The following is a 14,886-nucleotide window of genomic DNA, read 5'->3' as shown; positions in this document are numbered from 1 at the left end:
GCCGCGTGCATTTATAAATGCAGCGCGGCGCGCGCGCTTTCGCCGCTGGCGCATTTCCTCCACAATCGCTTGCCTTTCCACGCCAGGCGCACGCCACGGGCATGCAAGCCTACGTCTACAAAAGCCAACGCAAGCCGGACACCTATCTCTACCTCGCCAAGCGCGACGATTTCGGCTGTCTGCCGCCGCCGCTGCTGGCGTCGTTGCAGCCGCTGCTGTTCGTGCTGGACGTGGCGTTGACCGCCGAACGCACCCTGGCCCGGACCGACCCCGCGGCGGTACGCGCGAACCTGGCCGGCTGCGGCTTCCATCTGCAATTGCCGCCGCTGCCCGACGGCCGGACCGATCGCCACGATGACTGAATCCCCCTTCCGCGCGCGCGCTCCCTGGATCGCCGCCGCGCTGGGCGCGCTGCTGGCGCTGGTCGCCGGGTTCGGCCCGCTGGCCGCCGCCCTGGGCGCGTGGCTGGCACAGCCGGCGTTCGCACTGGCGCTGTCCTGGTCCCGCGGCAGCCGGCCGCGGCCGGCCAGCGTGCAGGCGTTGGGTCGCGAACTGCTGCCGCTGCTGGCGCTGTGGGCCGGCGGACTGGGCCTGGTCGCGCTGCTGGTGGCCTGGCCGCTGGCGGCGCTGCGCGACAGCGGCAGCCTGGCCGCCGCCCTGGCGCTGAGCGTGGCCGCCAGCGCGGCGCTGCTCGGGCTGTGGCGCACCTGGCCGCTGTGGCACGGCAGCGAGTGCGAGGGCGGCGCGCTGGGCGCGCGCTGGCAGGCGCTGGCGCAGCAGGACGTGCAGGCCTGGCGCGGCCTGGCGGTGGCGGGGCTGGTGTTGCTGCTGGCCGGGGTCGGCGTGTTGCTGGCCTGGTCCGGATTGCTGGCCGCCGCGGCGCGCTGGCCGCTGGCACTGGCCTATGCGCTGCTGTCGCCGCTGCTGCATGCGCTGCTGCAGCGCGTGGCGCCGCCGCAGGCGCTGCCGTCGCCGGTGCGGACCACCTCGGCGGACCTGTTCGCCGAACTGAGCGCCAATGCCGCGCCGCGCGAGGACGAAGCGGCGCCGGCGGCGGACGAACTGCACGCGGCGCTGTACGACGCCGCGCGCGGCGGCCGTGTGGATCGCGCGCTGCAGTTGCTGCAGTCCGGCGCCGACCCGCACGCGCTGCCGGCGCCGGACTGGCGCGACCAGCGCAGCCTGCCGGTGCTGGCCGCGGTGCTGCCGGACCTGCGCCTGCTGCGCGAGCTGATCGTGCGCGGGGTGGACGTCAACCAGCCGCACCTGGGCATGACCCCGCTGCTGGCGGCCACCCGCGACAGCTGGCACGGCCGCCCCGAGGCGGTGATGACCCTGCTCGCCAACGGCGCCGATCCGCGCGCCAGCGACAGCGACGGCAACACGCCGCTGCACCATGCCGCGCGCAGTTCCGATCCGGGCGTGGCGGCCTTGCTGCGCGATGCCGCGGCCGAGCTGGACGCGCTGAACCACGACGGCCTGACCCCGCTGGCGGTGGCCTGCCACGTCGGCAACTGGCGCATGGGCAAGTTCCTGCTCGAGCGTGGCGCCAAGCCGGAACCGGCCGAGGGCAGCCCGGTGCTGCTGGCCGCGGCCGGCACCGAGGAAGACGATCCGGCCGGCGTGCAGATGCTGCTCAAGCACAAGGCGCGGGTCGATGCGCGCGACCGCCAGCGCCGCAGCGCCCTGCACGAGGCGGCGCAGGCCGGGCATGTTGAGATCGTCGATGCGCTGCTCGGCGCCGGCGCCAACCTGGAAGCGCGCGATGCCCTGGGCCGCACGCCGTGGCTGGAAGCCGCGCGGCATGGCCGCGTCGCGGTGCTCGAACACCTGCTGCCGCACAAGCCCGACCTGGTCGCGGTCGATGGCGACGGCCGCAATGCGGTGCTGCTGGCCTGCACCGCCGACCAGGTCTCGCCGGGGCTGATCCGGCGCCTGCTGGAACTGGGCATCGCCGCCGCGCAGCCGGACCAGAGCGGCCGCCGCGCGGTCGATCTGGCCGCCGAGGCCGGACGCTGGGCGATCGTGTCCGCGCTGGACCCCGACTACCCGTTGCCGGCTGCGGTCAGCGACGGCCAGGGCGAGGTCGGCAGCGCCAGCCTGCCGGACCGGCCGCCGCTGGAACTGCTGCGCGAAGGCCTGCAACTGGGCCAGCGCGACGGCTTGGCGGCGCTGGCGCGGCTGTGCGCGGCCGAGGAACTGGGCGCGCTGCTGCACGATCCGCATCTGGCGCTGAACCCGCAGGCGGTGGAGTGGCTGCTGGCGCATGGCGCCGCGCCGGAAGTGCTCGATGCCTGCGGCGACACGCCGATGTTCGCGCTGCTGTCGCGCGGCGTGGAAGCGGTGCCCAGCCTGCAGGCGATGCTGCGCCAGGGCGTGTCGCCTGCAGGCCGCGGCGGCCTGACCCGGCTGCTCGCCGCCTGCGCCCAGCACGATCACGCCTCGCGCGCGCTGGAGCAGTTCGCGCTGGAATTGCTCGAACGCGGCGCCGATCCGTTCGCGCCGTCGCCGGCCGGCGATCCGCCGCTGTCGCTGGCGGTGCGCCTGGGCTGGCTGCGCCTGCAACTGCAGCTGCTGGAACGCGGCGCCGACCGCGAGGCGCGCGACAGCCACGGCATGACCGCGCTGCACCTGGCTGCCGCGCTGGGCCGTGAGGCCTCGCTGAAACTGCTGATCCAGCAGGGCGCCTCGCCGGAGGCGCGCGCCGCCGACGGGCAGACGCCGCTGGGCGTGGCCCTGGCCAGCGGCCGCCGCGACCTGGCCGACTGGCTGGACTGGCGGATCTGGCCGTTGCCGCGGCGTCCGCTGCGCGAGGCCGACCTGCCGGCCGCGGCGATGGTCGGCGACGCCGATGCGATCCGCCGCCTGATCGACCTGGGCCTGCCGGTCGATGCGATCGACGCGCAGGGCTGCACCGCGCTGCTGCGCGCCGCCGGCGGCGGCCATGCCGCGGCGGTGGACCTGTTGCTGGCGCGCGGCGCCAACCTGCAGCACGCCGCGGGCAGCGGCGCCACGCCGTTGTCGGCGGCGGTGAGCATGCGCCAGACCGAGATCGTCGCCGCGCTGCTGGCCGCCGGCGCGCAGATCGAACACCGCCTGCCCGGCGGCGTCACCGTGCTGATGCTGGCTTGCGCCTTGGGCCTGCCGGACATCGCCGCGCGCCTGCTGGCGGCCGGCGCCGACGTGCATGCCGGCGACGCGCAGCAACTGGCACCGCTGCACTGCGCCGCGCTGTATGGCTTCACCGCGCGCGACAAGTCGCGCCTGCTGGCGTTGCTGGACACCTTGTTGCTGGCCGGCGCCGAAGCCGACCGCAGCGCCGCCGGCGGGGTGACCCCGCTGTTGCTGCTGCTGGGCGCGCGCGCCGAACCGGGCACTGCCTGCGAAGAGCCGGTGGTGCTGGCCGGGGTGGAGCGCCTGCTCGACGAGGACGTGAGCCTGGACGTGCAGGACCCGCGCGGCTTCGGCCCGCTGCACCTGGCCGCGCTGCACGGCCTGCCGCTGCTGGTGCAGCGCCTGCTGCGCGCCGGCGCCGACCCGGACCTGCGCGACACCTTGAACCGCCCGCCGCGCGAGATCGCGGTGATGCGCGGCTTCGTCGATGTCGCCGGGCAGTTCCAGCCAGCGCTGCCGGGCGTGTCGTCGATGGCCCGGTTCCTGCGCGAAGGCCGCTGACGGCAACTGGCTCCGCGTTGTGGCGGTGCATGCGCATGCGTGCCCCTCGGCGCGGCGGTCGCGTGGCAGCGCTCGCGCCGCGCGGCCAAAAAAAGCCCGCCATAGGGCGGGCCGGTCGATCTCACGAAAACGCGCGCGGGAGGATTTCCCCTCCCGCGCCCGCCGGCGCGGCGGCGAACGGCGCCGCCGCTTGCCGTTCGCTTACTGCCGCACCACCAGGGTCAGGCCGCTGTAGCTGCCGGACAGGCGCAGGTAATACGTGCCTGCGCTTGACGGCGTGAAGCGGATCGTCTGGGTGGTGCCCGCCCGTACCGAGCGCGTGTCGTAGCTGCTGCTGGTCGGCACCTTGCCGGCTGCCGCGTAGATCGCGACGTTGCCGGTGCCGCCGAAGGTCATGAAGCTCACCGCTTTGCCGGCTTCGGCCTGGAAGCTGTACAGCGCGTCGCCGCGCTGGCTGCTGAGGCCGCTCAGTTCGACCTTGTTGCTGAGGGTCTTGGTCGGCGGCACGCAACTGCTGTCCGCCGGGTCGCACGGCGGTGTCGTCGCCATCTGCAACAGCATGTCGATGTCCAGAATGCCGGCACCGATCGGCGTGCTGGTCGGGATCGCCACCGGGAACGGGCGCGCGCTGGCGCGCAGCAGGTCGCGCATGCCGCTCCAGGTGAACGGGGTCTTGGCCACGCTCTGCACCATCGCCACCGCCGCGGCCACATGCGGCGAGGCCATCGAGGTGCCGGCCATGCCGCCGATCTGCCACTCGCCGGTCGGACCCTGCGTACTGGCATTGACCACCTGGAAGATGTAGCCGTTCGGGTTGCCGTCGATACTGCCGCCGCCGCCCGGCGCGGCGATGTCCACGCGCGTGCCATAGCTGGAGTAGCTGGCGCGGCCGCCGTTGACGCGCGTGGCGCCGACGCTGATCACGCCGTTGCAGGAGGACATGGTGTAGGTGGCGGCGTCGGCGTTGGAGTTGCCTGCGGCCACCACGACGATGCTGCCGGCGGCGTTGATCTTGTCGATCGCGTCCTGGTACAGCTGCGGGCAGCTCTCCGGTCCGCTGCTGCCGAGGCTCATGTTGATCACTTCGGCCGGATTCGGGTTGGTCGGCAGGCCGTCCACCGGCAGCCCTGCCGCCCACAGCATGCCGTCGGCGATGTCGCTGCCGAAGCCGCCGCACGAGCCGAGCACGCGCACCGGCAGGATCTTGGCGTCGTGGGCCAGGCCGGCGGTGGCCAGGTTGTTGTTGGTGACCTGGGCGATGGTGCCGGAGACGTGGCTGCCGTGCCAGGAGCTGGCTTGCGCCGGATTGCCCGACCCACCCAGGGCGTTGCAGTAGTCGACGTCGACCCAGTCGCCCAGGTCGAAACCGCCCGCTGCGCGTCCGTCCTGGTCGCGGCGCGAGATGCGATGGTCGCTGATCATGTCGTAGCCGGGCAGCACATTGGCGGCCAGGTCCGGGTTGTCCTTGACCACGCCGGTATCGACCACCGCCACCACCACGCCCTGGCCGGTGGAGCGGGTCCAGGCCTGCTCGGCATTCACCCCACCGACCGGATCGTGGAAATTCCACTGCAACTGGGCGTAGGCCGGATCGTTCGGCGCGGTCGCGGCCCCCGTCGCGGTCGCGGTGGCGCGCGGCAGGGTCACGCTGGCTTCGTCCAGGCGTTGGTAAAGCCGGTCGACCTGCACCGAAACCACGGAAGGATCGGCCTTGAGTTCGGCGACGAATGCATCACGTTCGCTATCGCTAAGGCGGCGCGAGGTCTGCACCACATGCCAGCCCGGCACCGCCATCTCGCGCAGGACCTTGGCGCTGACCGCACTGCGCGCCGGCAGGTCGCTGCTGGCCGCCCTGGCCTGCTGCAGGCTGCTGCGCGACACGGCGCTGGACAGAGTGCCGTCGAGCAGGCGCCGCGCCTGATTGCCGGTGTCGCGGGTCTTGACGATGAAGCGCTGGCCCAGGTTCGCGGTCTGCGCGGATTGCGCAACCGCGTCGTGCACGCTGCCCAGGCCGATGGTCGGCGTGGCGGCGTGGGCGCTGCCGACGGCAAGGGCGGCGGCGAGGGCGGCGGCGAGTTTGTCGGAGGAAATCATCTGCAGGTCCTAGAGAAACGAGAAGGAAGAGAAGAAACGCATGGCGCGTTGCGCCCCGCGTGCGATCACAGGTCCACGCCCACGCCGATGCCGGCGGAGGAATCGCTGCCGCTGAACGAGCCGCCCAGGCTGAACGAGGCGCGCGCGCCGAGCTTCTTGGCGTAGCCGATCGACAGCGCCTGCTCGCCGCCCTGGAAGCCGGCGCCGATCGACACGCGCCCGCGCGGGCTCTGCGTGCCGGCGGCGTTGATCGCCATGTTGAGCATCGCCGCGCTCATCGCGCCCAGCCGATCCATACGCCGGTCCATGCCGTCCAGGCGATGTTCGGTGTCGGTACGCAGCTGGTTGAAACTGTCGTCGAGCGCGGTGACGCGGGTGTTGGTGTAGGCGTTGGCGCTGCTCAGCGTGGCGCTGTCGCCGGAACGCATCTGCGCCACGTTGGCCGCGTCGGTGCCGGCGCTGCCGGCGGCGACGTTGGCGATCTGGCGCTCGCTGCCGCTGGCGCCGACCGAAACGGTGTTGGCGCGGTCGGCGACCGAGCCCTGGCCCAGGGCGACCGCATTGCTGGCGGTGACCGACGCGCCCTGGCCGAGCGCGGTGCCGGACGCGGCGCTGACGCTGGCGCCTTCGCCGACCGCCACCGCATTGGTCGCGACCGCGGCGACGCGGGCGTTGGCGCCGACCGCGGTGCTGCCGTCGGCATTGACCTTGGCGTTGGCGCCGATCGCGGTGTCGTTGGGGCCGTAGGCCAGCGATTCGGCGCCCAGTGCCAGACCGTTGTCGCCGTTGGCGGTGGCGCCGGAACCCACCGCGACCGCGTTGGTGCTGGTGCCGGTGCTGGGGGGCGCGGTGTCGCCGCCGCCGATGCTGACGCCTTGGCCGCCGCCGGAATTGGCGATGGCGTTGATGCGGGTGTCGAAGCCGGTCAGCGCCGTGTCGAACGCGCCCATCGCCGAGCCCAGGTCGTTATAGCGCGTGCCCTGTACCAGATAGCTGCCGCCGATCAGGTTGCCGTTGGCATCCACCGTGCTGCCGGCGCCGAACGCGCTGGCCACGCCGCGCAACTGCGCCAGGTTGACCGCATCGGTATCGGTGGTGCCGGCGGCCAGGTTGGTGAGCTGGCGCTCGGCGCCGGCGTGGCCGATGGAGAGGGTGTTGTCGCGCTCGGCGACCGAGCCCGAACCCAGCGCCACGCTGTTGTTGGTGACGATCTGCACGTCGTTGACGTAGGTGGAGTTGCCGACCCGCGCACCGGCGCCGATCGCGACCGACTGGTTGCCATGGACGTCCGCGCCGGTGCCCATCGCGATGCTGTCGTAGAAAAGAATCGGGGCGGCGTCGCCCCCAAAAACACCGTTCCAGACCATCGCCTTGCCGATGGCGATGCTGCGGGTGCCGCCGGCCCAGGAGCCGCTGCCGATGGCGGTGGAGTCCTGCTGCAGCGCAAATGCGGCCTGCCCGACGGCGGTGGCATTTTCCGCCTGCGCGAAGGCCTGCGGGCCGACGGCCACGCCGCGATCGCTCAGCGCCCGCGCGCCATTGCCCACGGCGAGGGCCCATTCGCCGGTAGCCTCCGTCTGCGCGCCCAGGGCGACCGCAGCATATTGGTTGGCGGTGGCGCTCTGGCCCAGCGCGACGGTGCGCTCGGAACTGGCCTCGGCCAGCACGCCGACCGCGGTGGAACTGTAGGCGGTGGCCATCGCGCCGCCGCCCACCGCGGTGGACAGCGGGCCGGTGGCCTGGGTGGCCTGCAACTGTATCCCTGCCGAGCCCAAGCCGTATTCGCCCACGTCGACGATGCCGCCGACGGCGACGCTGGAAATGTCGCTGGCGATCGCGCCGGCACCGGCGGCCACGTTGTACTTGCCGCTGGCCTGGGCGCCGGCGCCCAGCGCGGTCGCGGCCATGCCGGAGGCGGAGGTCTGCTGCAGGATGACCGCACCGTTGGGCTGGGAGGAGAAGTCCAGGTCGAGCATGCCGCCGACCGCGGTGGTGGAGACGTCGGTGGCCAGGCTGTTGTGGCCCACCGCCAGCGCCTGGTTGGCGTAGCTGACCGCGCCGGCGCCGAGCGCGACGGTGCCGGTGCCGACCGCCGAGGCGGCCTCGCCGGCGGCCAGCGCCTCGTCGCCGTCGGCGTAGGCGCCGGCGTTGCTGCTGTCGCTGCCGGTGGCCTGGAAGTAAAGGGCGGTGTCGCCGCTCGCATCCGATGGCACCGCGTTCGCGTCGGTCGGCGCCGCATCGGCGGTCGCCGCCGGGGTCGCAGTCGGGGTGGCGGCCGGGGCAGTGGCGGCCTGCGCCAGCGACGAGGTCGCCAGGCACAGCGCGCAGGCCAGCGCCAGCGCGCTACGGGCGCCGGTGCGCGAAACGGCGGGCGCGGCATGGCGGATCGGGCGATAGGCGGCGGTGCCGCGTATGGTCGTGCATTCGTTCATGGCGATCTCTCGGTTCTTATGCGGATGGACAGGAGGCGACGTCAGCGGCGCGCAGGCGCGCCGCTTCGGGATCGGTGGTCTTGGGATGCGCCGCTGACCCTGGGCGCGCTCCGTGCAGCGAACTTAGGCGCTGCGTCATTTGCTTGTCACCCGCAAGTTCTCGCCCGATCATCACCGGGTTCTCACCGAGTCGGTGGGATGGGGAGCACATTCGGATGGTGAGGGCATTGTTGAACTGGTTCGACCGGGCGCCGGTCGTGGACGAGGTGGACCGGCGCAACGTGCGGGTGATCCAGCTGTTGCTGCTGTTCCTGGCGATCACCATTCCGGCCACGTTCGCCGTCGCGCTGACCCTCGCTTGGCCGCAATTGAGCGGACGTGCGGTGCCGCCCGGGATGGTGGTGTCGCTGGCGATGAGCCTGCTGATCGCGGTGTGCGCCGCGATCGGCTTCATGCGCGTGCGTCGCGGCGCGCTGCGCGGGGGCGTCGGCTTGCTGTTGGCGGCGATGCTGGCGTCGCTGCTGGTCAATGCCGCGGTCAACGGCCTGCAGCGTCAGTTGCCGGACCAGTTGGCGCAGATGCTGGTGCTGATCCTGGCCGGGCTGGTGCTGGGGCGCCGTGCGCTTTGGATCACCTTCGGCGCACTGCTGCTGATGCTGGGCCTGGGCGTGGGCCACGACGCGCTGCTGGAATTCGTCGAAGAGCCGGGGCGCGCGTTCTACAACCTGCCGTCGGTGCTGTTCAGCTACCTGCTGGTGACGCTGCTGCTGGATCGCACCACCGAAGCGCTACGCGAGAGCCTGCGCGAATCCAATGCGCGCGGGCATCGCCTGCAGCAGGAAATGCTGGCGCGCGAACGCGCGCAGGCGCAGCTGATCCATGCGCAGAAGCGCGAGATCGTCGAGCGCATGGCCGGCGGCCTGGCGCACGATTTCAACAACGTGCTGGCGGTGATCGTCGGCTTCTCCGCCACGCGCCACGACGACGAGGCCGGCAGCGACGGCGAGCGCATCGCGCTGCTGGAAGACAGCCTGGCGTCGGTGGAGGAATCGGCGCGGCGCGGCATGGCGGTGATCCGCCGGCTGCTGCGCTTCAGCCGCCGCGATGGCGAACAGGCCGAGGACTTCGACGCCGCGGCCGCCATCGATGCGTTGCAGCCGATGCTGCGGCAATTGCTGGAAGCGCGCATCGTGCTGCGCTGCGCCTTGCCGGCGACGCCGGCGCCGATCCACCTGGATCGCAGCCAGTTCGAATTGATGCTGCTCAACCTGGCCAGCAACAGCCGCGACGCCATCGCCGACCGCGGCCATCTGGACATCGCCGTGCGCAGCGAAGAGGCGTGGACGATCATCGAGATCGCCGACGACGGCCAGGGCATGCCGGCGGACGTGATGGCGCGCGTGTTCGAGCCGTTCTACAGCACCAAGCCCGCCGACAGCGGTACCGGGCTCGGTCTGGCGGTGGTGCACGATCTGGTGGTGCGCAGCGGCGGCCGCATCCAGGTGCACAGCGAACTGGGCGTGGGCACCCGCTTCCGCATCGCCTTGCCGCAGGCAACCGCGGCAGCCGGCACTGCGCGCGTGGCCGCAACTCAGCCGGACGGATCGAAGATGTAGCCCTTGCCGTGCACCGCCGCCAGCGGCAGGGCGATGCCGCAGCGGCGCTGCGCCTTGCTGCGCAGGCGGTGCACCATCGAGTCGAGGCGGTGCGCGTCGAAGTCGTAGACGCGGTCGGTCAGCGCCGCGATCAACGCTTCGCGCGCGACCAGCAGGCCGGGCTGCTCGAGCAGGCGCTTGCACAGGCGGCGTTCGCTTGCGGTCAGCGCCGCCGCCGCGCCGGACGGGGCCAGCAGGCACCAGCCGTCCTCGCTGAGCTGCCAGCGGCCACGCGTCGGCTCCAGCGGGGTGCCGCCCAGGCGCCGGGTCAGGCTGTGCAAGGTCGCCGCCAGCAGGTCGATCTCCACCGGTTTGGACAGGTAGGCATCGGCGCCGCCGGTGAGTCCGCGCACGCGGTCTTCGGTCTCGCCCAGGCTGGTCAGCATGACGATGCCGATGGCCGGATACTGCTGGCGCAACTCCCGCGCCACGGTGAAGCCGTCGGTGTCGGGCAGGCCGACGTCGAGCACCACGATGTCGGCGGGCCAGGTCCGCAGCCGCGCCTGCAGTTCGGCGCCGCTGCCGCAGCCATGGGTGTCGAAGCCGAAACGGCGCAGGCCCGGGAGCAGGATGCGCTCGCGCAGCGTTGGATCGTCCTCCAGGACCAGAACGCGCAGGGCGGCGGCGGCGATAGTGGCATTCATGCGCCGGCGCAGTGTAGCGGCAGCCGGCCGATCGCGTATGCCCGTGGCGCGCGTCGTCGATCCCCGAGCAGGCCTTGATGGCACGCGCTGGCCGGCCGGCGGCCCTTACGCAAAGCAAACGCCGGCGCTGGCAAACTCGCGCTTTCCCGGCGAACGGCGGACATGATGGCAGCACGAATCGAGGACTACGCCATGCTCGGCAATTGCCGTAGCGCGGCGTTGGTGGACAAGCACGGCTCGATCGACTGGCTCTGTCTGCCGCGTTTCGATTCCGACGCGCTGTTCGCCGCGCTATTGGGCACGCCGGAGCACGGCCGCTGGTCGATCGCGCCGGTCGGCGAGTTTCGCAGCACGCGCCATTACCGCGACGGCAGCCTGGTGCTGGAAACCGAGTTCGAAACCGATGAGGGTGCCGTGGCGGTGCTGGACTTCATGGTCGCCAGCCACAACGACGACGTGCACAACCACGTGGTGCGCATCGTGCGCGGCTTGCGCGGGCGCGTGCCGCTGCGCATGCAGCTGCAGCTGCGTTTCAACTACGGCCGCACCATCCCCTGGGTGTCGCAGATCGACGGCGGCCTGCAGGCGATCGCCGGGCCGGACCAGATCGCGCTGCGCAGCCCGCAGCCGATGCATGGCCACGGCTTCGCCACCGAAGCGGACTTCGCGCTGGAGGCGGGCGACAGCACCTGGTTCGTGCTCAGCCATGGCGCCTCGCACCTGGAGCTGCCGCCGCCGCTGGCGCCGGAACAGGCGCTGGCGCAGACCGAAGCGTTTTGGCATGGCTGGTCGCACCGCTGCGTGCACGCAGGTCCGTGGACCGAGGCGGTGCGGCGCTCGCTGGTGGTGCTGAAGGGCCTCAGCTACCTGCCCACCGGCGCGATCGTCGCCTCGCCCACCACCTCGCTGCCGGAACGGCTCGGCGGCGAGCGCAACTGGGATTACCGCTTCTGCTGGCTGCGCGATGCGGTGTTCACCCTGACCGCGCTGCATGCCGCCGGCTACTCCGACGAAGCGTCCGCGTTCCACGACTGGCTGCAGCGCACCGTGGCCGGCTCGCCCGACCAGTTGCAGGCGCTGTACGGCATCGGCGGCGAACGGCGCATGCCCGAATGGGAAGTGGACTGGCTGCCCGGCTACGAAGGCGCGCTGCCGGTGCGCGTGGGCAATGCCGCCGCCGGCCAGTTCCAGCTGGACGTGTACGGCGAGGTGATCGCCGCGTTCCATCGCGGCCACCACGAAGGCATGGCCACCGCGGCGCATGGCCGCTCGCTGGCGCGGCAACTGCTCGAAGTGCTGGAGCAGCGTTGGCGCGAGCCGGACGAAGGCATCTGGGAGATCCGCGACCAGCGCCGCCATTTCGTGCATTCCAAGGTGATGGCGTGGCTGGCGTTCGACTGCGGCGCGCGCGACGGGGTCACCGACGCCGACGCCGCGCAACGCGCGCACTGGCGTGCGCTGGCCGACGAAGTGCATGCGCAGGTGCTGGAGCAGGGCGTGCACCCGGACGGCTATTTCGTGCAGAGCTACGGCAGCGATCGGCTGGATGCGGCGACGCTGCTGATCCCGCTGGTCGGCTTCCTGCCGGCGGACGATCCGCGCGTGGCCGCCACCGCCGATGCGATCGCGCAGCGGCTGAGCATCGACGGCCTGGTCGAGCGCTACCGCGCCGACGATGACAGCGGCGACGGCCTGCCGGCCGGCGAGGGCACTTTCATCGCCTGCAGCTTCTGGCTGGTGGAGAACTACGCGCTGCTCGGGCGCATGGCGCAGGCGCGCACGCTGTTCGAACGTCTGCTCGGCCTGTGCAACGACGTCGGCCTGCTGGCCGAAGAATACGATCCGCGCAGCGGCCGCATGCTCGGCAACTTTCCGCAGGGTTACTCGCACGTGGCCCTGGTCCACGCCGCGTTGCGCCTGCATGGCTTAATCGGCGAACAGGAAACCCATCCATGAGCGAAGCGACGCAAACCACTCCTCCGTGCCTGATCGTGGTGTTCGGCGCGCGCGGCGACCTGACCCGGCGCCTGGTGCTGCCGGCGCTGTACAACCTGCGCCGCAGCGGCGCATTGCCCGAACAGTTCGCGGTGATCGGCGTGGACCACGGCGACATCAGCGAAACCAGCTGGCGGCGCCTGCTCGGCACCGCGCTGCACGGTCTGATGGCCGACCGCGATGCCGAGTTCAAGGCCGACGGCCTGGACGAGGAGGTGTGGAACTGGTTGCGCACGCGCCTGCACTACCTGCGCGGCGATTTCGCCGATGCGGCGACCTATCGCGCGCTGGGCGAGGTGATCGCCAAGTACGACGCGCAGTACCAGACCGGCGGCAACGTGCTGTTCTACCTGGCCACCGCGGCGCGTTTCTTCGCCCCGGCGATCGAGCAGCTGGGCGCGGCGGGGTTGGTCAAGCAGCCCGCCGGCGGCGGCTGGCGCCGGGTGATCGTGGAGAAGCCGTTCGGCCACGACCTGCGCAGCGCCAAGGAGCTCAACGCCATCGTCGGCCGCGTGCTCGACGAGGACCAGGTGTTCCGCATTGACCACTTCCTGGGCAAGGAGACGGTGCAGAACATCCTCGCCTTCCGCTTCGCCAACGGCCTGTTCGAGCCGGTGTGGAACCGCGACCGCATCGACCACGTGCAGATCACCGCCGCCGAGACCATCGGCGTGGAAGGGCGCGGCGGTTTCTACGATCCCACCGGTTGCCTGCGCGACATGGTGCCCAACCACCTGTTCCAACTGTTGGCGATGATCGCGATGGAACCGCCGGCGGCGTTCACGCCCGCGTCGATGCTGCGCCGGCGCGCCGAGGTGATCGAGGCGGTGCGGCCGCTGGCCCCGGGCGACGTGGTGCGCGGCCAGTACGCCGCCGGCGCGATCGGGCGCAACGCGGTGCCCGGTTACCGCGAGGAAGACACGGTGCCGGCCGATTCCAATACCGAGACCTATGTGGCGATGAAGCTGCAGGTCGATACCTGGCGCTGGGCCGGCGTGCCGTTCTACCTGCGCACCGGCAAGCGCCTGCGCGAACGCACCACCGAGATCGCGATCCGCTTCAAGCCGGCGCCGCTGGCGCCGCTGCGCAGCGCCGAGATCGGCGGCTACGGCCCCGACTGGCTGGTGCTGCACATCCAGCCCGACGAAGGCATCTCGCTGCAGTTCGACGTCAAGCGACCGGGCGCGCGGGTCAGCCTTGCGCCGGTGCGCATGGACTTCCGATACCGCGACTGGTTCCCGAAGGAATACACGGTCGGCTACGAACGCCTGCTGCAGGACTGCATGAACGGCGAGGCCGGCCTGTTCCAGGACGCGACGATGGTCGAAGCGGCCTGGCGCATCGTGCAGCCGATCCTGGATGCTTGGCAGGCCTCGGCCGACGAAGTGGCGCAATACCCGGCCGGCAGCGCCGGCCCGGCCGCCGCCGACGCATTGCTCGCGCTCAACGGCGGCCACAGCTGGCGCACCCTGACCGCCGGCCGCCGCCCACCGCCGCGGCGCCCCGCGGAAGGCGGCGCCGACGCCAAGTCGGCAGCGCCGGCGAAGCGTGCGGCCGCTGCCAAGCCTGCAGCCTCCAAGGCCAAGGCGGCAGGCGCCGGCAAGCCCAAGCGCGCCGCTTCGCCCAAGAAGGCGGTCGCTCCGGCCAAGAAGACAGAAGGCAAGAAGACAGCTGTGCCGAAGAAGGCAGTCAAGTCCGCGCCCGGGAAAGCGAGCAAGCCGGTGGCGAAGAAGTCGCCCGCGACCGCTGCCAAGCGCGCCGCGGCGAAGCGCTGACCGGCGGTGCGCATCGTCCGCGTGGGAGCGACTCCGGGTGGCATGGGGCCATCCGTGGCGATCGGCGTTGGCTGCAGTCGGGACTGAAGTCCCTCCCACAGTGCACCCGGCGTGCCAGCCGCGAGTGCTGCAGCAGCGAGCCCGCTGCAATTTTGTAGGAGCGGCTTCAGACGCGACAAACGAAGCGGCGGAGCAGGCAGGTTCGGCATTCTGTCGGGGCTGAAGCCCCTCCTACAAGGGCACCCGCCACGCGCGAAACCCTGTAGGAGCGGCTTCAGCCGCGACCAACGAAGCCGCGACATCGTCAGATTTCGGATCCTGTCGGAACCAATGGCCCAAGACCGTCAGCATTCCCTTCCACAACACCCGGCAAGCCGGCCGCAAGTCCTGTGGGAGCGGCTTCAGCCGCGACACGCCAAGCGTCGTAGCCGGCAGGTTCGGCATTCTGTCGGGGCTGAAGCCCCTCCTACAAGGGCACCCGCCACGCGCGAAACCCTGTAGGAGCGGCTTCAGCCGCGACAAACGAAGCAAGGATCCAACCGGCATCCGGCACTGCCATGACCGACATCCTGCCGCCAGCCCTTTCGCCGCACAAACCACGCAAGCGCCGCACCAC

Annotated in this window: 8 protein-coding genes; 5 read left to right on the top strand and 3 right to left on the bottom strand. The window is 71.7% G+C overall.

Annotated features, from left to right (window positions below):
- The first annotated feature begins 101 nt into the window (after positions 1–101).
- Positions 102–362, top strand: coding sequence for a YcgL domain-containing protein (locus tag HEP73_RS21255; RefSeq protein WP_185823536.1), 261 nt, complete (start codon positions 102–104; stop codon positions 360–362).
- Positions 355–3,675 carry an ankyrin repeat domain-containing protein gene (locus HEP73_RS21250; RefSeq protein WP_185821459.1) on the top strand — a complete coding sequence of 1,107 codons (3,321 nt, stop codon included), beginning with the start codon at positions 355–357 and terminating at the stop codon, positions 3,673–3,675. Before HEP73_RS21255 ends, HEP73_RS21250 begins: the two co-directional genes overlap by 8 nt.
- 201 nt (positions 3,676–3,876) lie before the next feature.
- On the opposite strand, the gene HEP73_RS21245 is transcribed toward HEP73_RS21250, so the two are convergent.
- Together HEP73_RS21245 and HEP73_RS21240 are read right to left on the bottom strand one after the other, a co-directional pair.
- Positions 3,877–5,769, bottom strand: a complete 1,893-nt coding sequence (locus HEP73_RS21245) for a S8 family serine peptidase (protein WP_185821458.1) — start codon at positions 5,767–5,769, stop codon at positions 3,877–3,879.
- A 65-nt stretch (positions 5,770–5,834) separates the two neighbouring features.
- Positions 5,835–8,201, bottom strand: coding sequence for a YadA family autotransporter adhesin (locus HEP73_RS21240; RefSeq protein WP_185821457.1), 2,367 nt, complete (start codon positions 8,199–8,201; stop codon positions 5,835–5,837).
- Positions 8,202–8,416: 215 nt separating this feature from the next.
- Here HEP73_RS21240 and HEP73_RS21235 point away from each other — a divergent pair, with 215 nt between their 5' ends.
- Entirely contained in the window at positions 8,417–9,817 is a 1,401-nt protein-coding gene (locus HEP73_RS21235) for a sensor histidine kinase (protein ID WP_185821456.1), read from the top strand.
- On the opposite strand, the gene HEP73_RS21230 is transcribed toward HEP73_RS21235, so the two are convergent.
- Positions 9,793–10,500, bottom strand: a complete 708-nt coding sequence (locus tag HEP73_RS21230; RefSeq protein WP_185821455.1) for a response regulator transcription factor — start codon at positions 10,498–10,500, stop codon at positions 9,793–9,795. The two genes, HEP73_RS21235 and HEP73_RS21230, sit on opposite strands and share 25 nt — an antisense overlap.
- Before the next feature lie 165 nt (positions 10,501–10,665).
- Between HEP73_RS21230 and HEP73_RS21225 the strand changes: the two genes are divergently transcribed.
- Both HEP73_RS21225 and zwf read left to right on the top strand, forming a co-directional pair.
- Positions 10,666–12,456: a glycoside hydrolase family 15 protein gene (locus HEP73_RS21225; protein ID WP_185821454.1), complete on the top strand. Its 1,791-nt coding sequence runs from the start codon at positions 10,666–10,668 to the stop codon at positions 12,454–12,456.
- A complete protein-coding gene (gene zwf, locus HEP73_RS21220) occupies positions 12,453–14,270 on the top strand; it encodes a glucose-6-phosphate dehydrogenase (RefSeq protein WP_185821453.1) in 1,818 nt (605 codons plus the stop codon). Before HEP73_RS21225 ends, zwf begins: the two co-directional genes overlap by 4 nt.
- Positions 14,271–14,886: the final 616 nt, after the last annotated feature.

The organism is Xanthomonas sp. GW, assembly GCF_014236815.1.
Classification (GTDB): domain Bacteria; phylum Pseudomonadota; class Gammaproteobacteria; order Xanthomonadales; family Xanthomonadaceae; genus Xanthomonas_A.
The sequence above is the reverse complement of the archived record's forward strand: the minus strand, read 5'-3'. Positions and strand labels throughout refer to the sequence as shown.

Excerpts from the sequence above, each read along its gene's own strand:
- HEP73_RS21245 (WP_185821458.1), bottom strand. The coding sequence starts at position 5,769 with ATGATTTCCTCCGACAAACTCGCCGCCGCCCTCGCCGCCGCCCTTGCC.
- zwf (WP_185821453.1), top strand. The coding sequence starts at position 12,453 with ATGAGCGAAGCGACGCAAACCACTCCTCCGTGCCTGATCGTGGTGTTC.
- HEP73_RS21255 (WP_185823536.1), top strand. The coding sequence starts at position 102 with ATGCAAGCCTACGTCTACAAAAGCCAACGCAAGCCGGACACCTATCTC.
- HEP73_RS21230 (WP_185821455.1), bottom strand. The coding sequence starts at position 10,500 with ATGAATGCCACTATCGCCGCCGCCGCCCTGCGCGTTCTGGTCCTGGAG.
- HEP73_RS21240 (WP_185821457.1), bottom strand. The coding sequence starts at position 8,201 with ATGAACGAATGCACGACCATACGCGGCACCGCCGCCTATCGCCCGATC.
- HEP73_RS21225 (WP_185821454.1), top strand. The coding sequence starts at position 10,666 with ATGGCAGCACGAATCGAGGACTACGCCATGCTCGGCAATTGCCGTAGC.
- HEP73_RS21250 (WP_185821459.1), top strand. The coding sequence starts at position 355 with ATGACTGAATCCCCCTTCCGCGCGCGCGCTCCCTGGATCGCCGCCGCG.
- HEP73_RS21235 (WP_185821456.1), top strand. The coding sequence starts at position 8,417 with ATGGTGAGGGCATTGTTGAACTGGTTCGACCGGGCGCCGGTCGTGGAC.